We start from the raw sequence: 23,234 nt of genomic DNA on the forward strand, positions 1-23,234 counted from the left end.
ATTGTCCATCACTTGCGTTGACTTCTCAATCACTTAGTCGGATTTGTCCGACACATAGGAGAGTTTGTCGATAACGGGACACGGCTCAACTGGTTTAAAGGGTTAATTAGCAGTATTGCACCACTCCTGAATGTTTAATCTAACCGTGTACCACGATCCGTTGTCCAGCGCGTCCAAATTATTTGTAACCTTCTCAAATTTCCTTCGTCTACTAAAAAAATGGGGAGTGAGAACATGGACGCAAAGTGGAAATCGATACTTATCATCGGCATAGTGCTGTTACTCGCTCTAGCGGGAGCGTACTATAGTCAACCAAAACAGCATATATCTGTTGAACAGATGAGCTCGTTTAATGAGGTCGTTCCTAATTCGAAAAGGGAAATTACTCAACCATCAGATGCGCGCACGATTCAGCGCGCTGTGAGGACAGCTAAAAAACTGCCAGGTGTTGTAGACGTCGCCGATCCAAACTATAAAGTTACGATTGGGGAGAATGAGTATTATTTGTGGCTGTATGAAGGAGAAAAAGTAGGCTCTATGATGAAAGTCACTAACACGAACAACTTGTATCGATTACGTTCCTCTGAAAAACTCTTAGCAATTTTCAACACGTTCAATTAAAAAAGCAGCGCCTCCTAACATGAGGAGTCGCTGCTGTCTATATCTTATTACGATCCCACAAAATCTCCGCCATCGACGTGAATCGTTTGACCCGTCATATAGCTAGAATCGTTCGAAGCGAGAAACACGTAAGCGGGTGCGTTTTCAGCAGGCTCGCCGCGACGCTTCATCGGTGTATCGTCTCCGTGCTTTTTTACTGTCTGCGCATCGAAAGTCGAAGGAATGAGTGGAGTCCAAATCGGGCCTGGTGCGACTGCATTCACCCGAATCTTTTGACCCGCTAAGTTCAAGGCGAGTGAGCGTGTGAACGTTGTAATTGCGCCTTTTGTCGCGGAATAATCGAGCAATCCGGGAGAACCATTGTAAGCGGTGACTGAAGATGTATTGATAATCGAACTACCTTCTTTCATATGTGGCAACGCGGCTCTAGTTAAATAAAACAGCCCGAAAAAGTTCGTTTCAAAAGTCTCACGTAATTGGTCACCAGAAATATCAAGCAGTGATTTTTGAGGGAATTGTTTTCCGGCATTATTCACGAGCACATCAAGGCCGCCAAATTCTTCAACTACTGCTTCCACTAACGTTTCACAGTTTTCTTCTTCGCTAATATCAATACGTTTTTTATAAGCTTTCCCACCATATTTCTCAATAAGTTTAATGGTTTTATCTGCATCGACATCTTCTTCCGGACTGAGGTACGCAATCGCCACGTCTGCGCCTTCTTTTGCGAAAGCGACGGCAACTGCACGACCGATACCGCTATCCCCACCGGTTATCAACGCCTTCTTCCCAGCTAACTTTCCGGACCCTTTATATAATTCATCGTCGTAAATCGGCTGTGGTGACATCTCATCTTCCACGCCAGGTTGCTGTTCCTGCGTCTGGGGTTTTACGTTTTCATCGATCTTTTCGTATTTATCTTTAGTCATCTGCAAAATCCTCCTTACAGGGTATCTAGTCAAAGTATTCCCATAAGAAGCACTGGCAAACCTCATGTGTTTTTGAATATACTATTAGGGAAGAGTAAGTTTAATAGTAGTATCAAATGGGGGGATGTAGATGTGAAGAGTGTTACCCTATGGCAACGACTACAAATGCCAATAGCTGCAACCGTTTGGTTAGCATCCGCTGCAGTGTTACTATGGCTGCAAAGTGATCAGAATTCATTGTACGTAATGCTTAGTTTTGTTGGAATGGCAGCCCTCTTTTTCCTAGTGACTGACCGCATAGCTTTTTTCGCTTTTATATTATTTACGTTAACAACGGTATTCTATTTTTTGTACCGGGCATTTATAGAAGGATGGTCTCCAGGTGAGCAAGCAGCTGGGATTGGTACGCATTTTTTATTTTTACTGCATCTCTTTGCTCTTTACAGTATTGCAAAGTACGTGTATTCGTATCGGTCTGAAAATAGAGCATTGAAAAATCGTCTCGAAGAGTTACAAGAATATATTTCTGAACATGGCGTATTGACGAAAAGAGAATTTGAAAAACAATCTTCTATAGTGTTGTCTACAATGGCGCGACATGGGGAGCCCGGCTATTTTGTTCAAGTGGATTTATCGGAAATTCGAAAAGTGGCACGCAAACAAGCACTGATTGCTTGCTCGTCAGTCATCTTCGGCACATTGCGAAAGCATTATGATCTTGTAGGGCATTTTGATGACAAAACGATTGTTGTGTTATTGCAAAATATAAGTGATGAAGGATTTAAGATTGTCGATGGACGCTTAAAAGAAGCCATGCAACGACAAATCGAAGAGGGTGCTTTCGAGCAGATTAATTGGAACGTCCGTCAAATCCAGGGGGAGCATTCCATTGAAGAATTGTTGGTGATTCGATGAATAGGCGCCTCCTAGTTCTGCTTAGCGTAGCAATTATTTTTCTCATAGGTCTTGTCTTGGCAGCGATTTTAAATGTGAGAATTCTATTGTTTTTCACAACTGCTTTGTTTTTAACATTATTAGGGTACTACTCATTATTGACACTAGCGGGACTATACAATCGATTAAAAAGACCGGAGATTCCGGAATTGGAGTCATATCCAGGTGTGGATATCTTGATTCCTGCGCATAACGAAGGAGTCGTCATCAAAGATACGATCGAAGCGATGACGGCACTTAATTATCCGGGAGATTTGCAAATATATGTGTTGAATGATAATTCGTCGGATGAAACCGGGGAGATTGCGGGCGATTTTGCAGCAACCTTCAAAAACGTCCATCATATTCAGGTGCCACCTGGAGAACCGCGTGGGAAATCACGTGTGCTCAACCATGGATTGAGTATTTCATCAAATAAATATTATTGCGTCTATGACGCGGATAATCAGCCTGATTCTGAAGCACTCATTAAGCTAGTTGCGACGGCTGAGAAAAACGAGCAGTCTGCAGGCGCTGTTGGCTACGTGAGAACAATTAACGAACAAAAGAATTGGCTGACCCGTATGATTTCAATAGAATTTCAAGTGTTTCAACTGCTCATGCAATCGGGGCGTTGGCAGTTGTTTAAAACGGGCTCTTTGACAGGAACGAATATGCTTGTTAAACGCAGTGTCATAGAAGATCTAGGCGGTTATGATCCATATGCCATCGCGGAGGATGCAGAACTGACACTGAGAATCACGAAGGCGGGGTATTATTTACCGATTGTCACTGATTCCATCACGTGGGAGCAAGAGCCTGAAACGCTAGGAGTCTATTTAAAACAACGGACACGTTGGTTACAAGGGAACTTATACATTGTTGAAAAGACCTTAACGGAACCAGGCTATTTCAAAGGGAAGTTACTCGTCCATTCGATTCACCAGTTACTCGTTTATGTAATTTTTTGGCTGTTTCTCATCATTTCGTATGTGTGGTTTGCCCTTGGAATCTTGGATATCTTCTATATCGAGTATACGTATCCATTGCTGTTCATCTGGTATCTAGCATACATTGTGTATACGACGCAGCTGTTTGCAGCACAAGCGACCCAGCGAACCTTCACACCGCTTAATGTATTCATCAGCGTCATCATGTATTTCACGTATGCGCAACTATTTTCATATTTGTTCGTGCGAAGCCTGATTCTGTATGTGAAAGCGAAGAAGAATCGTCAAGTAATTGGATGGGATAAGACGCAACGATTCAAATCGAAATAACAACCTACTCCATAAAAAAGATTCTAATTCAAAGGTTGGGGTGTTGTGACTTGCGCACGTCACAATCAAACCTTGACGAATGATAATTTTTTTACACTGTATGTTTTGTAATATCTTCACCCTAAAGTGATCGAAACGTCTAAAGCCATGGGCATTGCGTTTCATCACTTTTTTTATTGATGCCCTTCATAGGAAGACATTTGAGTAATTAAAGGAGAAACTTCAGGCGCAAGAGGAGGCTTTCCGGCGTACTGAGGAGCTTTTCAATTGTGAGGCAGTCGATTGTTGAGCAGTATTATCCAACACTAGAAACGAGTCAGTGGACGTCTTACGAGAAGCGAGCACTAGTCAATGAAACGGCTCGATTGGATCGTGTTTTAAATGAAGTGGAAATTAAAGAACATTGATGCAGGCGCGTGAGGAAGAAGTGGTGGAACAAGTCCAGTCGATTTTAAAACAACCGATTACGTCTGTTATAGAAACACAGTTGGGTTTACAAGCCGTGCAAACGCGAGCGGCAACCTTTTATGTAGACGTAGGGGGTATCGCTTCAACAGAAGGCATCTATGGACTTGCTATCTCCTGATGAAAAAGACAACTTTGAAAGTATGTTGAAGGAAATCAATAGATTGCAACTGGCATTACGTTTATTTGGATCTCATTATGACGAGCGTATCCAGTTGCTGATGCAAAGTTTGAATGTATCGGATAAATCCCTAATTCAGCGTGAGTGGCTGATGACGGCAATGGATTATTACGGAGAAGCTTTCACAAAAGAACGATTGGCCAATTTTCCAAGTGAGCCACCGAAGAAATACAAGAAAGAGCAATTAGTGGTCGTGCCTGATTATGTACGAGTGAAACGAGCATATGATGTAGCCGTTTTACGAGGAGAGCAGGTGTCCGCGCAAGAGTTGCTGCGAGTACAAAAAGGAATGGAACTAGAATTATTGAAGGATTTGGCCCGCCCTCGTTATCAAGCTTTTGAGTTTAGTGATTGTTTTGAAGAAGACATCTTGTCCGAAAAGAAAGCGAATGCTTTTTCAGCAGCTGTAGAAGTGCCACCAGAGCAAGGAACTGTTTTTTACAATGACACGTTCGGAGGCAAACAAATGAACATCTACAGTTCCCAAACGTTATTTGAGCAGTTTTTTAAAGGAAAAGCCATAGAAAGGACATTGGGTGAGTTGGAATATAAGGAATTTGAAAAATTGAAGGCGCAGCAGAAACAAATGAAACAAAAGAAGGGGATGAATCAAAGAAGGAAATCATGAATTTCGGTTAACATTGATTAATTGGTAGTACCAGCGAGGCTGACACCGCTTCAATGGGCAGCCCCAGCTCTCCTGCTCGAATGGCCGATTCTGGGCGTCCTCCGGTTCCGACCCACACTGGAAGCGAGTCTTGGACGGATCGCGGATAGACGCCAAGATCATGGATTGCGGGGCGATGACCACCTCGCCATGTGACTTTTTCCGAAGCTCTAACTTTTAGAAGCAACTCAAGATGTTCTTCAAACAATTCGCTATAGTCATTCAAGCTATATCCAAACAATGGAAATGAATTAGTAAAGGATCCTCGGCCCACCATAATCTCCGCCCTGCCGTTACTGATACTATCTAACGTTGAGAAAGATTGGTATACGCGGACTGGATCATCTGAGGAAAGAACGGTAACGGCACTCGTGAGCCGAATTCGATTGGTAAAAGCTGCAGCCGCTGCAAGTACCACGGCTGGCGATTCAGAGGCATAATCAGACCGTTGATGCTCTCCTATTCCAAACACATCAAGGCCGACTTGATCTGCAATAACGATCTCTTCGATCCCGTTCCGAATCCGCTCGGGATGGCTAATCCTTTTGCCCGTTATGGGATCCGGTGAGTTCTCTAGAAAAGTATTGATGCCTATTTCGAATTTATCTGTTAATTCAATCGTGGTTGATCCTCATTATCGTATTGATCGCAAACAGAATTATTATCGATGTCCTGCAGCTACGTTTCTTGGCGCTACCTCATGGATTCGTTTAAGATCAGAATCCGTAAGCTCAACCTGCAAAGATCCAATATTCTCCTCCAAATACTTTCTTCTTTTCGTCCCTGGAATAGGTACGATATCGCTGCCTTGCATCAATAGCCATTTCAGCGCCAATTGCGGTGCGGAACACCCCTTTTCAGCAGCCATCTCTTGAATTCGGGCGACAAATCGAAGGTTTTTCTGTAAGTTTTCTCCCTGAAACCTAGGGAAGTTTCGTCTGATGTCATCGTTTCCCAAATCCTCGTATCGTTGAATCTTACCTGTTAAGAAACCACGTCCAAGCGGACTATAGGCTACAAAACCGATTCCAAGTTCTCTGCAGGTAGGAAGAACTTCGTCCTCCACGTCTCGGGACCACAAGGAATATTCCGTTTGCACCGCAGATAATGGATGAACCGCATGTGCTCTGCGTATCATAGCTGGCGAGGCTTCTGAAAGGCCTATATAACGGACCTTCCCTTCCTTCACCAGATCAGCCATCGCCCCTACAGACTCCTCGATTGGAGTGTGGGGATCAATACGATGCTGATAATACAGGTCGATATGATCAACGCCTAGTCTGAGCAAGCTTGCTTCACAGGCGGCCTTAACATATTCCGCTCTACCGTTATATTCCCACATCGGCCCTTTGTCTCGTACTACCCCAAACTTGGTAGCCAAAGTGACCTCATGACGGCGATCTTTGATCGCTTTTCCCACCAGTTTTTCATTTTCGCCGATACCATACATATCCGAGGTATCCAAGAAACCAACACCAAGTTCCAGTGAACGATGAATCGTCCGTATGGATTCTTGTTCATCCCGGTCGTTGCCGTAAAAGTCGGACATGGTCATGCAGCCTAATCCAAGAGCTGATACTTTCAGCCCACTTGATCCAAGTGCTCTTTTCTCCATAAAAAATCACTCCTCATTTTCAATGTTGGAATCACAAAACGGTATTTTTTGCATTTCGATATCTTTTTCTCATATTCTTTTGAGTTGTTCTGCTACATTCTGTTTATTTTTCAAAGCAATCGAAATCACTGCAAATACAGTTGCAAGCAATACGATTAGCCCTCCGACCCAACCAATCGATGATAGGGAGAGTTGTTCGACAACCACACCACCTAGAACTGCCCCCAAGGCGACACCAAGATGGAATGCAGAGGAATTCAAACTCAAAATAATATCGGTTGATTGAGGAGCCATAGTAACCAGACTAAACTGCTGTGCTGGGGCCGTTGTCCAAGCTCCAAGCATCCAAAGAGCTAGTATGAACAAGGCACCTGCAAATGTGACGGCTGCTATCGGGAGAAAAAACAGGGCAATCACATGAAGGAGCAGACTTGCAATTAGTGTACGACCAATCCCCCATTTGTCAGCTCCGTAACCTCCTAAACGCGATCCTACAACAGCCATTAGTCCCATGCCTAGCAAGACAAGGCTAATTGTATTGGAGTTAAGACCTGCGTTTTCGCGCAGCAATGGAGCTAGATACGTAGAAACAACAGAATAACCAGTAATAAAGAACAAAGAAGTTAACAAGCCACTTATTACTTTGAATTCTTTGAGTACGGCCAGTTGTTTAGATAGCGGAATCACTTCTTGACCGGATAACTTAGGAACGGCTTTTACTATGGGAACAGTCATTATTATGGTAATTACGCCAAGTATAGCGAAGATCCAACGCCATCCCATATACTCCCCGATCAAAGTGCCAAAAGGAAGTCCGATGACGAGTGAAAGACTTGTTCCCATTAAGACAGTACCGATCGCACTTCCTCTTTTCTCCGGCGGAGCTATTTGTGCAGCTACACCCAAGGCAACTATGGAAAAAACGCCTGCGCTTACTCCCAAGACCGCTCAGGAAATCATGAGTAATGCGTAATTAGGGCTTAGAACAGCAATGATATTGCCGAAAACGAAAATACATAATGCTGCTAATAGTAGATTTTTTCTATCTATTCTTGATGTGATTGCGATTAGAATCGGCGTACCCAATGCGTAGGCAATGGAAAACACTGTAACTAATTGTCCGGCGAGACCTATTGATACATTTATATCAGAGGCAAGCATGTCAAGAATTCCAGTTATAATCGATTCGGTCGTGCCGACCACGGTCGCACCTAGTGCAAGAAAATGAATAATCAATTTGTAGTCCTTCATGATGCTTCTGATTCCCCGTTTTCCTAATATGAAATGGATATTGAATCTAAATGAATAAAATCAATTCTTTAACAGGCTTTCCTACGCATCATGATGTTTCCCTGTGCTTTTGTTATAAAGCATAAAAAGTTCACTTACTTTCAATCGAACGTTCGTTCAAATAATCTCAAAAATATCGAACGTTCGATTAATATGTTTTAAAGAAATGAGCTGTTTATGCTTTAATAGCATCCCAGCTCATTTGAATCATTTTATCGATATTAGTAGAACTGAATTCATATTCACCATTAATGTACTCTTTCCCCATTTGAACAAATGGCAGACAGGAATAGGTAACCAAAAGATTAGTCTCCAAATCCTTGAACAGTTCTTCTTTAATCCCCCTCTCGAATAGAGCATACATCGGCTTGAACACACCGCCGTTATGATCTTTACAGTTTTTACGTATAAACGGCGATTCAAGAAACTGTTCCATTAACATAAAGTTAGCATGATTATTCATAATGTAATTTGAATAATCACATAGAATCTTCTCGAAACTATACCTGACTGACATATCCGCTGTTATACCTCTAAACATAATCTGATGCATTTGATCCTTGAGGTTATAATATATTTTAATCAGTAAGTCTTCTTTACTTTCAAAATAAAAGTAAATGGATGATGAAGAGATGCTTGCCCTTTTCGCAATTTTGGACATGGATATATCAGAGAGCCCTATTTCATTGAGAAGTGCAATGGTTGTCTGATAGATAAGTTCTTTTTTGTTTTCAGTTTTATTTTTCATAAATCGACTATAATCGATCGTTCGTTCAAAGTCAAACTGTTTTCCAAGGATATACCGAAGTATACGGTTTTAAAACCATTGATGAACAACAATCGAAATGTGTGCTATCTCATTCACGATGTTATACCCACAATCTTTAACTATACGCGCCCGATTGTTGAAGATCGTTATTAAAGTAAAGCCCTCGCTACTTTAAGTGGGATTATTCGCAATTTTAACATTTCACTACAAGAATGTGCCTTGAAAGTAAAATGATTTTTTTCTTTGTGAAAAAACCCCTGTGGCTTTAGTTTAGTCCAAATAAGCGGTACTAGATTCATTCTAAGTAATAGTTAGTAGCTAAAATTTGTTTTTTGTTTCCATCTGAACCACCACATTAGCAAGTATTGTGCTGGAATAATTATTGACATATCATTTTTCAGCTTTCTTCTTTAGCCATGTTCCTTCGGCTAATTTTTCATCGATAAATTCCAAAACAGTCTGTAATTGAGCAATTTGACTTTTAACTTTTTCCTTCTGCTGGAGCATGCCTGATATCATTTCATGAGTCATATTACTTGTTTCAGCAATATCAAGATATAATTTCACTTCTTCTAAACTAAGACTTGCCTTTTTCATACAGAGGATCAGTAGCAGCCGTTCAATATCGGATGGTGAAAAGACCCGATGTCCATTCGGAAGCCGTTTAATAGTTGGAAGCAATCCAGCTTTTTCATAATATCTAATTGTATCAATGCTCAACCTGGTAAGAGTGCTAGCCTGTTTGATGGTATACATACGTCTGCCTCCTTCTTATCGATAAATTATAAAACATGAAGTCAACTCCAGGTCAAGCTGTTTCTTTTCTATTGACCTGAAGTTAGCTCCATGTTTTATACTTCAGTCATTCACTAATAGGGGGAAATAAAATGTTAAAGTCAGAAAGAAAAACAGCACTTGTTACAGGAGCGAACAGCGGAATAGGACTGGAACTTACGAAAAAATTAATCGAGAACGGGTGGGAGGTTGCTGCTTTAATCCGCTCTGAATTTCCAAAGGAAGAGCTAACACTCCAACAAAAAATTCGTCAAGGAGATATCCGTATTTATAATGCAGATTTATCTGATTTCACGCAACTTAAATCTACCTTGATACGAATAAAGGAGAAAGAAACTAAGCTGGATGCTCTCTTCAATAATGCTGGAGGCAGTTTCTCGAACCTACGTTTTTCACCACAAGGGCGTGAGCTGCATTATGAAATTCAGACAGTGGTTCCCTTTATCATCACAATGGAACTACTTGATCTTTTAAAAAGGGGAAATCCGGCTTTCGTTATCCAAACAAGTTCAGATGCGTTTAATTTTAAAAAATCTTTCGTGCCGGAAGATTTGGCAAACCCTCCTAAATTTCAGAAACTGATAGGCCCCTATGCATCGACGAAGTTGGCAATCACTTTGTGGACACATGCATTGGCACAAGAACTAAAGCGAGAGGGGGTGACAATTATCAGCATTGATCCAGGCAATAACAATACAATGCGAAAGGGCAGAAATGGAGGTTTGCCATTGATCATTCAGCCGTTCATCCGTTTGTTTGGTCCGCATCCCAGTGTAGGGGCAAGCCGGTTGTTTGCTGGGTTAGAGAGGTCCCCCAATGAAGCTGGATTGTATATCTCAAAAGGAAAGTCTACTGAGTTCAAGTTTAAACAGCATGCTCCCAAAGTTTTATTACAAGTAAAATCTGTATATGAAAAAGAATTTTTGACACTGTAATTTAGACAAGCAGGCTGTCGAAACTTTCTCAACAGACTTATTATTATAGTTCATTTCTTTTTAGACTAAAGAAAGCGACCAGGAAGAGTGCAAACACTCGTTTATCACTAGTTAGACACAACAAATCTTTCTTCGACTAAACTGGCCTGATTGTATATATGTAAGCGTAAAATAAAGCCCACCTAGCGTATTAGGTGGGCTTTATTTTACGCTTACTTTATAGAGAAAAAATCGATTATTTTTTAATTTAAGCAAAAAATGCGATAATTATATGAGAAATATGTCCCCCAATATTTCGATTTCGACCGAAAAAAGAGATTTGGAAGAATTCCAAATCACCTTTTTAATATTATTGTTTTTTAGGTTTCTTATTTAAAGTAGAGCGTAGTTCATTGATATCGTCTTCAGATAGGGTATCTTCCTGAATGAATTGGACAAGCATGGATTTCAGGGCACCTCCATAAATACGCTTAATAAATGATTCGGTCTCGGCACGCTGGTATTTTTCCCGTGTATATAGCGGGGAAAAGGTGTAAACTCTTAGATTTTTGTTGACACCTACAACATCTTTTTGAACCAATCGATCGAGAAGAGTACGTATGGTTTTCGGCTTCCAATCGGTACTCTCTTGTAAGGATAATATGATGTCATTCGCTGTTTGAGGGGCTTTATCCCAAAGCACGTTCATAATTTCCCATTCTGATTCTGATATACTAGGAATGTTTTTCTCCATATTTCTTCCCTCCATTTTAATTATAGACTCCTAAATCTTTTAAAATTGATAATGTAATTTCCGCCGCCTTGCTTCCAGATGCTTGATCTTTATTTTGTATATTGGTAGCAAAGAAATAAGTATTGTTGTTCGTCTCTACATACCCGATAAACCAACCATTGATGTTTTTTCCATTCACTGCTCCTGTACCTGTTTTTCCTGATAGGCGAGCTTCTTCATTCTTTTCTAAGAGTAGTGCTTCCTTCACAGCTTGGATATGCATTTCCTTATATCCGAATTGATTATTATGAAAGGACCGAAGCAGTTGGACTTGCTCCATTGGAGAAATTTTTAATGAAGATTCGTTCCAGAACTCACCAGATCCCCCAGATACATCGGAATTTCCATAGTTTATCTCTTGTAGATTTGATTGTATTGTTTCAAATCCTGTTCTACGATCTAATTCTTGGAAATACCAGTTTACAGATTTTTGTAAAGCAGATGAGACATCTTGATCCATATTCCAAGCGTTATAGGGTTGCTCCTTCCCATCCCATGAAAGAGTGGATTCTTCGGGTGATATGACATTTGATTCTAGAGCAAATAAGGCACTATAGATTTTGTATGTGGAATCAGGTGATACCCGCAAAGTACTTTTCTCATCATTATAAATGTGATATTGCTGTGCGTTTTGATTATATAAAACAAAGCTTCCTTCATACCCTTTAAAAAATCGATCTAAATCCTCATAAATTGCTCCGTCATTATTAAAATAGTATCGGTCATTTTCCGTCGCAAATACGGAAACGAATGGTAATTGGATTGTCAAAATGATACTCGCCAACATATAAATATAGACGCTTTTTCTTATTGATTTTTTTGCAGAATGCTTATAAGCAGAAATTTGTTCAATTCGTTTTTTGATTTGAAGCTTCGAACCGTTTAATCGTGTCACTAACTGTAGCTCACTTGACTGTTTTGAAAGATCCAAAAAATTAATGATTGTATTTCCATATTCAATAAATGAATGATCATCTAGTAACTGTAAAACAGATGTATCACATGCGATTTCCCGATCTAATCTCATTTCTCTAAAAGCAAGCCAGACAAGGGGATTAAACCAATAAATGGTTTGATAGAACAATATCAAGTAATTTGTCAGCAGATCCTTGTTTTTATAGTGATTCAGTTCATGAAGAAAGATATATTCGTAATCTTTCAAGCTAAGCCAGTTTTCATGCTGAGAAGGTAAGACGATATATGTTTGAAAAAGTCCGAATATCATTGGAGATTGGACCCTTTCCGAAATAACAACCTTTATTGATTTTTTAATTTGTAGTCTTTTCTTGCATTCTTCGAAAAGCACGAGAACTTCTTGATTGGAAAATGCAGAAGAATAATTCTTTATCCTTCTTAGTGTGAGCCATCCACGAACCATAGTAAAGGTAAATAAAAGCATACCTAACATCCATAATCCCATCGCTCCCATATTTAATAAGGATAGATCCGGCCGATTGACCGATACAGAAAAGTCTTGTATCAGGTGTAGGCCATGCATCATATCAGTTTCAGTTTTATCCATAGTAGAACTGAGCTTATTAGTCTGATATGTATCCCCACCGTTAAAGAGAGAACTAAAATTAAATAAATCTGTAGGTATGAATGGAAGTGTTAAAGCCATGAAAAGAAACATCCACAAATGATAGTGCGATTTAGCAGTTAGTTGTTTTCCAAACCATTTTCGTATAAGTAGAATAACGGTAACGGAAAATGAAGACACCAATAGACCTATTACAAAATGAGTTAAAAACATGTCCTTCAACACCAACTCTCTTGATTTTAAATTTAAAAAATCAGGTATTAAGCATATTTATAGTAACTTGACGGTTAGGAAATAAAGAGTTGACTTTATTCGATTACGTATGTAATACTATACTACAGATGTAATCAGACTACAAATGTAATCTGTTAAAACTCCTTGAATAAGGTTGTTTTTTCAATTTGTACATATGAGTCTAATCAAATAATTAGGAGGTTTTACATCATGAACAAAAGATGGTTTTATCAAATACTAGCACTGATAGGCTTGGTGCTTGTGGTTGTAGGCTGCTCGGATGAAAAAAAACAGGTTGTACAAGAGTCAGAAACAGAAAAAATAACGGCAAAAGAAACCACAAAAGAGAAATTTGAAGAACTTGAGAAGGAATATGACGCGAGGCTTGGGGTCTATGCCATTGACACAGAAACAAAAGAAATCGTGAAATTTCGTGAGAACGAACGATTTGCGTACACATCTACATCCAAAGCGCTAGCCGCAGGTGTTTTATTAAAGCAAAATCCGATATCAGAGCTTGAGGAAATAAGGACGTTCACCAGTGAAGACATTGTTCCCTATTCTCCGATTACAGAAGACTTTGTGAACAAAGGGATGAGTCTAGGAAAGATAGCGGAAGCAGCGGTGCAGTATAGTGATAATACAGCAGGAAATCTTCTGTTCGAAGAATTAGGCGGACCAGATGGATTTGAAAAGGCGTTACGAGAAAGTGGCGATACTGTCACAATGGCTGACCGTATAGAACCAGATTTGAACGAAGCTATTCCTGGGGATACAAGGGATACAAGTACTCCTAAAGCACTTGCAACATCCCTTGAGGTGTTTGGAATCAGTGAGTACCTTCCTGCCGATAAGCAAGAAGTTTTTACAAATTGGCTAAAAGGGAGTACCACAGGTGATTCCCTCATTCGAGCTGGTGTACCAGAAGATTGGGAGGTTGGAGATAAGAGTGGAGCCGGTGGATATGGAACTCGAAATGATATAGCTATTGTGTGGCCACCTAATCAAGATCCGATTATTATTGCGATCATGTCAAGTCGCAATGAAGAGAATGCTAGCTTTAATGATGAACTCATCGCAAAGGCTGCAAAAGTGATTGCTCAGGAATTTTCTAACAACAAATAGATTAACATTTTAGAGAAAGAGTACTCTTCTGGTAAAGGTAGTTTTTTACTACAAAAAAGTTGGCGAAATAATATACTTAAAGGTGCTTATCTTGAATAAGTATTAAGCAATGATCTTCTACAAACGGACGCTATTGTGGCACGCTCAAAAGGTCAATTTCTCAATTCATTGTTGAGAAGTTGACCTTTTAGTTAGCTCATTTCCCTAGCTTCATAGCAAACAACCTATAAACTATCATTACAAATTTATTGCAATCATAACGAAAATTCGCCTTTCAATAAGTATATATATAATATTTTGACAACAATCAACTTTTTATAGAGAAATACCAATGTATACTATTTAAAAGTAGGTGATATGTCTAATGATAGAGCGATGGTTGAGCAATAATGACCTATACAGATTGACTTGACGGGCGTTTTGTGCGCGGCGGGGAGAACAAAGGACAACCGATTTCGGCTGTTCGGTAAGAATGTAACCAGGAAGAAGTAGAGGGGTAGATCGAGGTAAAGCCATTAAAATTGCGTCAGAACTTTTTGCAGCAAGGAAATTTTTAAAATGCTGAGAAGGTGGAGCAAGTAGATGGAACGGTTTTCAAGGCAAGCGAGGTCGATTGCTTGCGGAAGTGAGTTTTGCTGGTACCAGTTTTTTAGAAGGGTTAATGAGTGTGTATGACATGGAACTGGATCAAGCCGTGAAGCGTTACGAGGAGAAGTTGCAGTTGTTTGAAGTCGAGCAGCGAGAGAAGAAACAGAAAGCCATCTTTATCGGACGCGTAAGAAAAGTGGAATTAGAACAGCTTTCAGAAGGATTTCCCACCGTTCAAGAGGCGAAAAGAAAGTTAACGAATATGCAACAACAAAAGGAAATTGTCCCCCAAAAATTTGTAGAGATGAAGCGAGAGGAATAGCAGATAGATAAATGAATAGTGAAAGTAGGTTTGAGTATGACAAAACAACACGTAAAAATACGCTTCGCATTTAGCACAGCTTTGGCTCTGTTGTTTTGTTTAGCAGTTATACCCGAAATCGTTTTTGCCTCAGCTGGACAAGTCCAAGCTAAGCTCACAAATGCAGCCAATGTCGTGAAAGGCATTTTGACAGCGCTTGTGGTTTTAGTCGGGGTTTGTGTAGCTTTATTTATTATCATCAAGCGTATGCCTGGAAAGGAGATCCACGTCTCCTAACCGAAAAAGCGCTATGGGAAACGACTTCTCGGTCCCCTTAGTGCATCTGATTTATAAACCCGGGATATCCTTGGTATTATTCATATGTACGCATCACCTTTCATTTACTTGTTTCTCGACAATTCAAGTATAAAAGAAATGGTGATTGCGTGCATTTCTTTATGCAAATTGAATCTACTCCCCCAAACAGATATTATAGAGCATAAAAAAGAGCTATTCCGCTTGCCTGGTAAGGGCGTTCGGAAAAGCTCTTTTTGTTAGGTTCATTTCAATAGAGTTTCTGCTGGAACAGGAGCCCCAATATAATAGCCTTGAACTGCATCGATTCCCATCGTTTTAAGCAAGTCGTATTGTGCTTTATGTTCGACACCCTCGGCGATTGTATATAATCCCATTGACTTACTGAATTGGATCATTCCTTCGACAAGTTGCTGCGTCTTTGGATGCGTCAACAAGCTGCTCATATAAACTTTGTCAATCTTCACTTTGGAAATCGGCAAATGTTGCATATAGCGGAACGATGCATAGCCTGTACCAAAGTCATCGAGGATGAATTCAACACCAGCATCTTGTAATTCTTTCATCTGCTGAATGATGGATTGCTCTTCTTCAGCTTGGAACGCGAATTTCTCCGTGATTTCCAACTCAAGCTGGCCAGGACGGCAAGACGTTTCATGCAAGATATTGAGAATGTTGTCTTTCATCGGATTGTTGGAAAACTCACGAACAGATGTATTAACTGAGACGTGAGGATTCCCTTCCTTCTCTTCCAACTTTACAGCTAATTGCGCTGCTTCTGTTAGTACATACGACCCGATATTAGAAATTAGACCATTTGTCTCTGCAATTGGAATTAGTTCATCGGGCGTTACAGTGCCAAGCTCGTCATCTTCCCATCGTACAAGTGCCTCATAGACCGAGATTTTCTCTGAAGCGATGTCATATTGTGGCTGATAGACGACTTGTAATGCGTTATGGTCAAGTGCGGTTAACAATTTGCGATTAATAAGAGAACGGCGGTCAAGCACTTTGTGTGAAGAAGCGGACAAGGAAACAATTTTGCCGCCGCCTTGGTGCCGTACTTCCTCCAAGGTCATAGCGGATGCTTCAATCAAATTCACAAAGCTTTTTTGGTCTTCAGGGTAACGAGCGATTCCTCCGCTTATCGAAAGAGGCAAGGCTTCGTTGCCCACGTAGATAGGTTGTTGCTCAAGGAATTCCAAAAATCCTTGGACGTACCAGTCGCCAAAAGGAGTTAAAATAACAAATTGACTACCCCCGACACGTGCAATCGGGTTATCTTGGAAGTAACGTTTTAGACGGTTTGCAAAGGCTTGAGTGAGCTCTGTTTCAGCTGTCCCTGCCTGAAGTTCTTTAAGTGTGTAATAATGATCGATGGACAAATAGACGAAAGAAAAACTTTTTTCTTCTTGGATCATTTCATTCACAAGGACTTCTAACTTATGGCGACTCATTAAGCCAGTTTCTACATCGATGAATGCAATCTGTTCAAGACGTTCTTTCAAATGTACTTCTTCGGTGATATCGAGTTCAAGGAACATCGTGCTTTCTAGCTTACCATCCTCTGTCATGGAAGGAACAGCGAGTAAATTCGTATAGTACGTCTCACCCGTGCGTTTTAGCTTTTGAGCAGTCCCAAACCAGGTTTTACCTTCTTTGAGCTGTTCCCAAATCATATGGATCGCATCTTGTGCTTGCTCGGAGTCATCAAACATTTGCCAAATGGTTTTCCCTAAAATTCGTTTAGGAGTCCAGTTGCTGACATTCAGAAAATTTTTATTTACCGAAATTACGAGACCTTCGGCATCAGTTCGGGTTACCATATAGTAATGATCGAGACTGCGACGGATATCGGGTAAGCCTAAATCAATCTGTTCTCGTGAGATGGTCATGCTGTGTTCCCCTTTCAACTAGTTCATAAGACTAGTATATAGGAGAACTAAGAACTTTTCACCTATAAATAAAAATAAAAAAAGAGTAATTCGATATACGTAGACTTTATAGAAACGAAGGTGGATGAATGGAACGGATAAAAGGACTAGCAATGATAATTATCGGAGCATCTTTATGGGGGCTATCAGGCCCGATGATGGAATGGACGCTTGGGCATAGTAAGATGTCCGTTTCCTATTTGCTGACAGTTCGACTCCTCATAGCGGGATTGTTGCTAATTACCTATTTAAAACTTAAAGGAAAACAAGTGACACAACCTTGGCGCCAAAAAGTGTGGGCACGCCAGATGCTGATATTCGGAGTTGTGGGTATGCTAGGTGTTCAATTTTCATTCACCTCGGCGATTGCACAGAGTAATGCAGTCATTGCAACACTCTTCCAATTCCTATCGCCAATTTACGTCATCTTATTCGTTTCGTTGCGGCAGCGATTCATCCCGCCAGTTGCGCAAATCATTGGGATCTTTGTCACGTTAGGTGGACTATTCCTCTTGCTGACAAACGGGTCACTATCCGGGTTCAGTTTAAGCCCAAGTGCTGTATTCTGGGGAGTAGCAGTAGGATTTGCCTTTACATTCTATACGCTTTATCCGGTTCGTCTTATGCAGGAATGGGGCGTGTTGCTATCAATCGGCTGGGCGATGGTTGTCGGAGGAGCCGCACTGCTAATTACAAACCCAGTTATGATAATTCGAGACTTCCAATATTTACTTAACTGGAAAATGGCAATGATGTTGCTCGGTATCATCGTTGTGGGTACGGTGGCTTTCTTGTTGTTCCTTGCTAGCATGAAGTTCATATCCCCAATTGAAACAAGTATTCTCTCAAGTTTCGAACCGCTGACGGCGATGATTATATCGGTTATCTGGCTCGGAGCCGTTCTTGGTGCTTGGCAGCTAACGGGAGCAATCGTAATGCTATTAGGTGTGACAGGAATCTCAATTGCCGGCGGTCGAGTGAAAACTTAATCTATTTGAACGCTCTCGTTTGAGGGCGTTTTTTTAAGTAGATTTATTAATAATCATTGGGAATTCTAGGGTTCAGATAATTCTGTTCAATCGCTATACAGTCATTCAGGAATATGGCATACTAAGTATAATTAACTAATTCGATAAACGAAACAGTTCAGGAAGGACAATGCCGATGAAAACTGTATTTTCTTATGCAAAGCCATATAAATGGCCTATAGTAATTGCGCTTATTTTAATGTTAATCGAGTTAAGTGTGGAGCTCATTCAGCCGCTCCTTATTGCAAAAATAATTGACGACGGGATTTCTGTTGGTGATCGAGCAACGATTATTCTTTACGGAAGTATCATGATGGGGCTCGCACTTCTTGCGTTAGTATCAGGTGTCACAAACTCGTTCTTTGCTGCCCACGCGGCGCAAGGTTTTGGCTACGATTTGAGGCAGGCCTTATTTAAACAAATTCAGGCATTCTCTATGTCGACTTTTTTGCGTTTTCCGACGTCCTCACTCATTACACGACTGACAAGTGACGTCACGATGGCGCAAAACATTCTGTTCATGGGTCTTAGGATTTTGCTTCGGGCGCCGCTCGTCGTGATTGGAAGTTTAGTGATGGCAATGCTCGTGAACGCGAAGCTTGCTTCGTTTTTGTTAATAGGAGTTCCTTTCTTATGTGTATTTTTGTTTGTTATGGCTCGAAAAGGGGTTGGCTACTTTTCTGAGGTTCAGCGTCGCCTGGATCGAGTGAATCGAGTCATTCAGGAAAATCTTCAAGCTGTCCGTCTGATTAAAGCATATTTACGCGGTGTGTATGAAGGTAGCCGTTTCTCAAAGGTTGCGGATTTATTGAGGAAAGATACGGTGAAGGCGTTTCGGATGATGGAACTTATTATGCCGATTTTACTACTCATCATGAATGGGAGTTTAATGTTGGTTTTATGGCTCGGAGTCGGGGTCGTTCGTGCAGGCGATGCGCAAGTCGGTGAAATCGTTGCAATTGTGAACTACGCATTTCGTATTACAGGTGGATTTTCAATGTTTTCATTCCTAATTGTAGCGTTCTCAAGAGCTCAAGCGTCTTCTGTACGGATGGAAGAAGTGTTGCTTGCCGATGAAGATCGTGAATTCATCATTCCCGGCAATTCAGGCAGTGAAGAAGAAAGTCGTGGTGCCTTGACTTTTAATCATGTTACTTTCCATTATCCTGGTCACCCGGAACAAGTTCTATCGGACGTTTCCTTCACTATTAATCCAGGCGAAAAAATTGCTGTCATGGGAGCGACTGGATCCGGGAAGTCGACGATGTTGAACTTAATTCCACGCATTTTTACCGCAACTTCTGGTGAAATTCTACTCGATGGAAAGAATATTGAAGATTGGCCGCTAGAAGAGCTCCGCAATGCAATCGGCCTCGTGCCGCAGCAGTCGGTCCTCTTTACAGGAACAATTCGAGAAAACTTAGCGTGGGGCGATCCAGAAGCACGGGCGGACGAATTAGAAGCTGCAGCTGAAAAGGCGCAAATCCATACATCGATTCAGCGTTTTCCAGCAAACTACGAGACGCGTGTGGGCCAGAAAGGGGTCAACTTATCGGGGGGACAAAAACAGCGCTTATCCATAGCGCGGGCACTTGTCCGTAAGCCTGCGATTTTGTTGCTAGACGACAGTACGAGTGCGCTCGATGTGAAAACGGAGAATGCGCTGTGGGAAGCGTTGGAAGGCGAACGAGCCACCATGATTGTCATTACGCAAAAAATCCACACTGCCCAAGGTGCCGATCGCATTCTTTTGTTGGATGAAGGAAAAGTGGCGGCGTACGGTACACACGAACAGCTCATGAATCAGTCGACATTGTATCGGAAAATAGCTGAATCCCAGTTGGATGAGGAGGTGGTGGACGATGGTGAACAACGTGAGGAAGCCCTTCGGTTACGAACCGATCATTAAGCGGGAAGATTTGAAAAAAGGTGCGAAACGCAAGAAAGAAGAAGTGGGGGATTGGAAGCAGGCATTGCTCAACGTTTGGCGGCTCGTAGATGAACAACGCGGGCTACTCATAACAGTGTTAGTTCTAGTGTTTGCCAGCTCCGGGCTCACACTACTCGGTCCTTTTCTAATTGGACAGACTATTGATAATTTCATCATTCCGATGAAAACTGATGGACTTGCGATGCAAATTGGCTTGTTGCTATCCATTTACGCGGGGACGTCGCTGACGATGTATTTCCAAAACTTCTGGATGGTCGGTATTGCTCAAAATACGGTCTATAAGTTGAGAGTGGGCTTATTTAATCATTTGCAGAAATTGCCCGTTTCCTTTTTTGATAAGCGTCAGCACGGTGAGCTCATGAGCCGAATGACGAATGACATTGAAAATATTAGCCAGACGTTGAATTCATCGTTCATCCAAGTATTTTCTAGTATATTAACGCTCGGTGGAACTCTTGCGGTCATGCTCTATCTTAGTCCACTTCTAACTTTACTAACGATGACGATTGTTCCAGTCATGTTTATTGCGATGCGTTGGATCACTCGCCGTACTGGAATTCTTTTTAAGGAACAGCAACGCGCAATCGGTGAGTTGAACGGAATGATTGAAGAAACGATGTCCGGACAGCGAATTGTAAAAGCTTTTTCTCAAGAAGAACGGATGAAGGAAGAGTTTGCTGAGAAAAGTGATCGATTGAAACGAACCGGATTCTGGGCATTGACATATTCCGGTTTCATCCCAAAAGTGATGAATATGTTAAACAATGCAGCATTTGCTATTGTAGCGGGTGTCGGGGGATTGCTGGCTTTACGGGGAGACGGGATTGTGACGATCGGTACAATCGTTGTATTTGCGGAGTATGCACGACAATTTACACGTCCATTGAACGATTTAGCAAACCAATTCAATACGGTCCTTTCCGCGATTGCAGGCGCTGAACGAGTATTTTCCATTATGGAGGAAGACGTTGAACGGGATGCGGCAGAGTTGAATGGTGATATCCAGCTCAAAGGGAACGTCGAATTCCGCAATGTATCCTTTGGCTATGCTCCCGAGACGAATGGTTACACGGTGGAGGATGTCTCGTTCAACGTGAAGGCGGGGGAGACGGCTGCACTCCTCGGGGCGACAGGTGCTGGGAAAACGACCCTTGTCCAATTGATTGCCCGATTCTATGAAGTGGATAAGGGATCGATATTGATAGATGGCATCTCGATTGACGACCTTCCACGCGCGACATTACGAAGTCAGACAGCATTTGTTTTGCAGGATCCGTTCTTGTTTGAAGCGTCGGTGAGAGAAAACATTAGATATGGGAAACTTGATGCGACTGACGAAGAGATTGAAGAAGCAGCGAAAAAAGCAAACGCTCATGAATTTATTAGCCGACTTGAAGAAGGTTACGATACATTGCTCTCAGCGGATGGAAGCGAAATCTCACAAGGGCAAAAGCAGTTGTTGTCCATTGCGCGTGCATTTGTGGCGGATCCAGTGCTGCTGTTGCTGGATGAAGCGACGAGTAGTATTGACACGGTCACAGAATTAGAGATTCAGGCTGCGCTTGAAAAACTCATGGAAGGTCGTACAAGTTTCGTCATTGCCCACCGCCTCAATACGGTGAAAAAAGCAGATATTATTTATGTAATGGATCAAGGAAAACTGATCGAGTCCGGCAGTCAATCTGATTTGATCGCCCAAAAAGGTATGTATTATACGATGTTGCAACAATCTAAGCTATAACAGCAAGGCGCTCCCTAATTAGCGGGAGCGTTTTTTCATGTGGAATGTGCTATGCAGGAAGGGAATAGCTCAATTACTGAACCCGCTCGTTTCCAGTGAGAACTCGCTCGTTCCGAATCCGAACCCGTCCGTTTCCCTGGAGAACCCGCTCGTTCCGAATCCGAACCCGCCCGTTTCCCTGGAGAACCCGCTCGTTCTGAATCCGAACCCGCTCGTTTCCCTAGAGAACCCGCTCGTTCCACATCCGAACCCGCCCGTTCCCCGAGAGAACCCGCTCGTTCCGAATCCGAACCCGCTCGTTTCCTGGAGAACTTGCTCGTTCCGGATCCGAACCCGCCCGTTCCCCGGGCGAACCCGCTCGTTCCGGATCCGAACCCGCTCGTTTCCCTGGAGAACCCGATCGTTCTGAATCCGAACCCGCTCGTTTCCCTGAGAGAACCCGCTCGTTCCACATCCGAACCTGCCCGTTTCCCTGGAGAACCCGCTCGTTCCACATCCGAACCCGCCCGTTTCCCTGGAGAATCCGGCGCCCCATCCATCTCCTCTTACTCCAAAACCAAGCCTGATTGATGTGCTCCCTTCCACATTTAGGAAGGGGGAGTGGGCATTACCCCTCCAACCCGTCTGATAATCTCAAACCTCAACCCGCTCTTGCTAAAACAAAAAAACCACCCGATCGGTGGTTTTTAATCAACTATTTACTGTTTATCTTCAAATTCCAACTGTGTACCATCGTCAAATTCGACATCCAGTTTAAACTTTGAATACAAGTCAATCTGGAAGTACTCCAAGATTTTCTCGCGGGCTTCTTCACCAGACATTTCATGTTGAAGGTTTAAGGCGATGAACATCTTATCCAGCTCATCCATCGCCTTGGCACCTTCTAAGTCGATGTTTGTCAACGTATTTTGGTACTCTGGGTCGAAATTCTTTTCTACCTTATATTCCGCATCGATGGCGTCTTTGTTATCTACGTCAATCTCCAATTCAAATTTGTTGAAACCGTAGGCATCTCCGTTATCACGGTCGCCGCCCTCTTTTGACTCGTTCGTCACAATGTCTGCTTCTTCTCGGTTGTCTTTGTTTGCATCTTTCCCGATATTCCCGCAGCCGCTGACAAATAGAACGCTCGCAAACACAACAGAACCCATTGCTGCTAGCTTATTCAACTTCTCACGTCCTCTCTGAATAGTTCGATTGCTTTGATACTACTGTACCTTTTTCC

22 protein-coding genes and 2 pseudogenes are annotated in these 23,234 nt (G+C 41.8%); 13 read left to right on the forward strand and 11 right to left on the reverse strand.

Translation table 11 applies throughout. The features are described 5' to 3' along the window. The first annotated feature begins 234 nt into the window (after positions 1-234). Positions 235-621, forward strand: a complete 387-nt coding sequence (locus M3197_RS00570) for a YhfM domain-containing protein (protein ID WP_251658080.1) — start codon at positions 235-237, stop codon at positions 619-621. Between the two features lie 47 nt (positions 622-668). On the opposite strand, the gene M3197_RS00575 is transcribed toward M3197_RS00570, so the two are convergent. Further along, the gene (locus M3197_RS00575; protein ID WP_251658081.1) at positions 669-1,550 is read right to left on the reverse strand and encodes an SDR family oxidoreductase; all 882 of its coding nucleotides are present in this window, start codon (positions 1,548-1,550) and stop codon (positions 669-671) included. A gap of 132 nt (positions 1,551-1,682) precedes the next feature. Between M3197_RS00575 and M3197_RS00580 the strand changes: the two genes are divergently transcribed. The 5 genes from M3197_RS00580 to M3197_RS00600 all read left to right on the forward strand — a co-directional run bounded on the left by M3197_RS00580 (position 1,683) and on the right by M3197_RS00600 (position 5,037). Next, positions 1,683-2,465 carry a hypothetical protein gene (locus tag M3197_RS00580; RefSeq protein ID WP_251658082.1) on the forward strand — a complete coding sequence of 261 codons (783 nt, stop codon included), beginning with the start codon at positions 1,683-1,685 and terminating at the stop codon, positions 2,463-2,465. Further along, a complete protein-coding gene (locus M3197_RS00585) occupies positions 2,462-3,763 on the forward strand; it encodes a glycosyltransferase family 2 protein (RefSeq protein ID WP_251658083.1) in 1,302 nt (433 codons plus the stop codon). Before M3197_RS00580 ends, M3197_RS00585 begins: the two co-directional genes overlap by 4 nt. 269 nt (positions 3,764-4,032) lie before the next feature. After that, positions 4,033-4,170 carry a hypothetical protein gene (locus M3197_RS00590; protein ID WP_251658084.1) on the forward strand — a complete coding sequence of 46 codons (138 nt, stop codon included), beginning with the start codon at positions 4,033-4,035 and terminating at the stop codon, positions 4,168-4,170. Then, a complete protein-coding gene (locus M3197_RS00595; protein WP_251658085.1) occupies positions 4,170-4,349 on the forward strand; it encodes a hypothetical protein in 180 nt (59 codons plus the stop codon). Before M3197_RS00590 ends, M3197_RS00595 begins: the two co-directional genes overlap by 1 nt. Continuing rightward, positions 4,330-5,037, forward strand: a complete 708-nt coding sequence (locus tag M3197_RS00600) for a hypothetical protein (RefSeq protein WP_251658086.1) — start codon at positions 4,330-4,332, stop codon at positions 5,035-5,037. The genes M3197_RS00595 and M3197_RS00600 overlap by 20 nt, the downstream gene beginning before the upstream one ends. A 52-nt stretch (positions 5,038-5,089) precedes the next feature. Here the strand turns inward: M3197_RS00600 and M3197_RS00605 are convergent. The 5 genes and pseudogenes from M3197_RS00605 to M3197_RS00630 all read right to left on the reverse strand — a co-directional run. Further along, positions 5,090-5,695: pseudogene (locus tag M3197_RS00605) on the reverse strand (LLM class flavin-dependent oxidoreductase); the annotation flags it as partial. Positions 5,696-5,737: 42 nt separating this feature from the next. Then, positions 5,738-6,691, reverse strand: a complete 954-nt coding sequence (locus M3197_RS00610) for an aldo/keto reductase (protein WP_251658087.1) — start codon at positions 6,689-6,691, stop codon at positions 5,738-5,740. A gap of 69 nt (positions 6,692-6,760) precedes the next feature. After that, positions 6,761-7,942 (reverse strand): annotated as a pseudogene (locus M3197_RS00620) (MFS transporter). 214 nt (positions 7,943-8,156) lie between these two features. Beyond that, the gene (locus M3197_RS00625; RefSeq protein WP_251658088.1) at positions 8,157-8,729 is read right to left on the reverse strand and encodes a TetR family transcriptional regulator; all 573 of its coding nucleotides are present in this window, start codon (positions 8,727-8,729) and stop codon (positions 8,157-8,159) included. Between the two features lie 411 nt (positions 8,730-9,140). Beyond that, positions 9,141-9,506, reverse strand: coding sequence for a MerR family transcriptional regulator (locus M3197_RS00630; RefSeq protein ID WP_251658089.1), 366 nt, complete (start codon positions 9,504-9,506; stop codon positions 9,141-9,143). 131 nt (positions 9,507-9,637) lie between these two features. Between M3197_RS00630 and M3197_RS00635 the strand changes: the two genes are divergently transcribed. Then, positions 9,638-10,480, forward strand: a complete 843-nt coding sequence (locus tag M3197_RS00635; protein WP_251658090.1) for an SDR family NAD(P)-dependent oxidoreductase — start codon at positions 9,638-9,640, stop codon at positions 10,478-10,480. A 349-nt stretch (positions 10,481-10,829) separates the two neighbouring features. Here the strand turns inward: M3197_RS00635 and blaI are convergent, their stop codons facing one another. After that, positions 10,830-11,213 (reverse strand): penicillinase repressor BlaI, encoded by a 384-nt coding sequence (gene blaI / locus M3197_RS00640; protein WP_251658091.1) that lies wholly within the window; start codon positions 11,211-11,213, stop codon positions 10,830-10,832. 16 nt (positions 11,214-11,229) lie between these two features. Beyond that, positions 11,230-13,005, reverse strand: a complete 1,776-nt coding sequence (locus M3197_RS00645) for a BlaR1 family beta-lactam sensor/signal transducer (RefSeq protein ID WP_251660031.1) — start codon at positions 13,003-13,005, stop codon at positions 11,230-11,232. Between the two features lie 231 nt (positions 13,006-13,236). On the opposite strand from M3197_RS00645, the gene bla reads away from it, so the two are divergent. From bla to M3197_RS00660, 3 genes are all read left to right on the forward strand, one after another. Continuing rightward, positions 13,237-14,151: a class A beta-lactamase gene (bla, locus tag M3197_RS00650; protein ID WP_251658092.1), complete on the forward strand. Its 915-nt coding sequence runs from the start codon at positions 13,237-13,239 to the stop codon at positions 14,149-14,151. Positions 14,152-14,827: 676 nt separating this feature from the next. After that, positions 14,828-15,061 carry a hypothetical protein gene (locus M3197_RS00655; RefSeq protein ID WP_251658093.1) on the forward strand — a complete coding sequence of 78 codons (234 nt, stop codon included), beginning with the start codon at positions 14,828-14,830 and terminating at the stop codon, positions 15,059-15,061. 36 nt (positions 15,062-15,097) lie between these two features. Further along, positions 15,098-15,337: a CagC family type IV secretion system protein gene (locus tag M3197_RS00660; RefSeq protein WP_251658094.1), complete on the forward strand. Its 240-nt coding sequence runs from the start codon at positions 15,098-15,100 to the stop codon at positions 15,335-15,337. Between the two features lie 263 nt (positions 15,338-15,600). Here M3197_RS00660 and M3197_RS00665 read toward each other — a convergent pair whose 3' ends face one another. Beyond that, positions 15,601-17,250: a sensor domain-containing protein gene (locus M3197_RS00665; protein WP_251658095.1), complete on the reverse strand. Its 1,650-nt coding sequence runs from the start codon at positions 17,248-17,250 to the stop codon at positions 15,601-15,603. A 128-nt stretch (positions 17,251-17,378) separates the two neighbouring features. On the opposite strand from M3197_RS00665, the gene M3197_RS00670 reads away from it, so the two are divergent. The 3 genes from M3197_RS00670 to M3197_RS00680 all read left to right on the forward strand — a co-directional run bounded on the left by M3197_RS00670 (position 17,379) and on the right by M3197_RS00680 (position 22,009). Continuing rightward, positions 17,379-18,278 carry an EamA family transporter gene (locus M3197_RS00670; RefSeq protein WP_251658096.1) on the forward strand — a complete coding sequence of 300 codons (900 nt, stop codon included), beginning with the start codon at positions 17,379-17,381 and terminating at the stop codon, positions 18,276-18,278. 175 nt (positions 18,279-18,453) lie between these two features. Further along, positions 18,454-20,226: an ABC transporter ATP-binding protein gene (locus M3197_RS00675; RefSeq protein ID WP_251658097.1), complete on the forward strand. Its 1,773-nt coding sequence runs from the start codon at positions 18,454-18,456 to the stop codon at positions 20,224-20,226. Beyond that, the gene (locus M3197_RS00680) at positions 20,180-22,009 is read left to right on the forward strand and encodes an ABC transporter ATP-binding protein (protein WP_251658098.1); all 1,830 of its coding nucleotides are present in this window, start codon (positions 20,180-20,182) and stop codon (positions 22,007-22,009) included. The genes M3197_RS00675 and M3197_RS00680 overlap by 47 nt, the downstream gene beginning before the upstream one ends. A 35-nt stretch (positions 22,010-22,044) precedes the next feature. On the opposite strand, the gene M3197_RS00685 is transcribed toward M3197_RS00680, so the two are convergent. Together M3197_RS00685 and M3197_RS00690 are read right to left on the reverse strand one after the other, a co-directional pair. Continuing rightward, positions 22,045-22,548: a hypothetical protein gene (locus M3197_RS00685; protein WP_251658099.1), complete on the reverse strand. Its 504-nt coding sequence runs from the start codon at positions 22,546-22,548 to the stop codon at positions 22,045-22,047. A 159-nt stretch (positions 22,549-22,707) separates the two neighbouring features. Continuing rightward, positions 22,708-23,178: a YusW family protein gene (locus M3197_RS00690; protein WP_251658100.1), complete on the reverse strand. Its 471-nt coding sequence runs from the start codon at positions 23,176-23,178 to the stop codon at positions 22,708-22,710. Positions 23,179-23,234: the final 56 nt, after the last annotated feature.

The organism is Sporosarcina aquimarina (genome assembly GCF_023715615.1).
Taxonomy (GTDB): Bacteria; Bacillota; Bacilli; order Bacillales_A; family Planococcaceae; genus Sporosarcina; species Sporosarcina aquimarina_A.

What these genes read in the sequence shown, in the direction of transcription:
- M3197_RS00630 (WP_251658089.1), bottom strand. Translation starts at nt 9,506, where the DNA reads ATGTATACCATCAAACAGGCTAGCACTCTTACCAGGTTGAGCATTGAT.
- M3197_RS00685 (WP_251658099.1), bottom strand. Translation starts at nt 22,548, where the DNA reads ATGGATGGGGCGCCGGATTCTCCAGGGAAACGGGCGGGTTCGGATGTG.
- M3197_RS00570 (WP_251658080.1), top strand. Translation starts at nt 235, where the DNA reads ATGGACGCAAAGTGGAAATCGATACTTATCATCGGCATAGTGCTGTTA.
- M3197_RS00655 (WP_251658093.1), top strand. Translation starts at nt 14,828, where the DNA reads ATGGAACTGGATCAAGCCGTGAAGCGTTACGAGGAGAAGTTGCAGTTG.
- M3197_RS00595 (WP_251658085.1), top strand. Translation starts at nt 4,170, where the DNA reads ATGCAGGCGCGTGAGGAAGAAGTGGTGGAACAAGTCCAGTCGATTTTA.
- M3197_RS00610 (WP_251658087.1), bottom strand. Translation starts at nt 6,691, where the DNA reads ATGGAGAAAAGAGCACTTGGATCAAGTGGGCTGAAAGTATCAGCTCTT.
- blaI (WP_251658091.1), bottom strand. Translation starts at nt 11,213, where the DNA reads ATGGAGAAAAACATTCCTAGTATATCAGAATCAGAATGGGAAATTATG.
- M3197_RS00585 (WP_251658083.1), top strand. Translation starts at nt 2,462, where the DNA reads ATGAATAGGCGCCTCCTAGTTCTGCTTAGCGTAGCAATTATTTTTCTC.
- M3197_RS00645 (WP_251660031.1), bottom strand. Translation starts at nt 13,005, where the DNA reads ATGTTTTTAACTCATTTTGTAATAGGTCTATTGGTGTCTTCATTTTCC.
- M3197_RS00680 (WP_251658098.1), top strand. Translation starts at nt 20,180, where the DNA reads ATGGTGAACAACGTGAGGAAGCCCTTCGGTTACGAACCGATCATTAAG.
- M3197_RS00635 (WP_251658090.1), top strand. Translation starts at nt 9,638, where the DNA reads ATGTTAAAGTCAGAAAGAAAAACAGCACTTGTTACAGGAGCGAACAGC.
- M3197_RS00665 (WP_251658095.1), bottom strand. Translation starts at nt 17,250, where the DNA reads ATGACCATCTCACGAGAACAGATTGATTTAGGCTTACCCGATATCCGT.
- M3197_RS00600 (WP_251658086.1), top strand. Translation starts at nt 4,330, where the DNA reads ATGGACTTGCTATCTCCTGATGAAAAAGACAACTTTGAAAGTATGTTG.
- M3197_RS00670 (WP_251658096.1), top strand. Translation starts at nt 17,379, where the DNA reads ATGGAACGGATAAAAGGACTAGCAATGATAATTATCGGAGCATCTTTA.
- M3197_RS00660 (WP_251658094.1), top strand. Translation starts at nt 15,098, where the DNA reads ATGACAAAACAACACGTAAAAATACGCTTCGCATTTAGCACAGCTTTG.
- bla (WP_251658092.1), top strand. Translation starts at nt 13,237, where the DNA reads ATGAACAAAAGATGGTTTTATCAAATACTAGCACTGATAGGCTTGGTG.
- M3197_RS00675 (WP_251658097.1), top strand. Translation starts at nt 18,454, where the DNA reads ATGAAAACTGTATTTTCTTATGCAAAGCCATATAAATGGCCTATAGTA.
- M3197_RS00625 (WP_251658088.1), bottom strand. Translation starts at nt 8,729, where the DNA reads ATGAAAAATAAAACTGAAAACAAAAAAGAACTTATCTATCAGACAACC.
- M3197_RS00575 (WP_251658081.1), bottom strand. Translation starts at nt 1,550, where the DNA reads ATGACTAAAGATAAATACGAAAAGATCGATGAAAACGTAAAACCCCAG.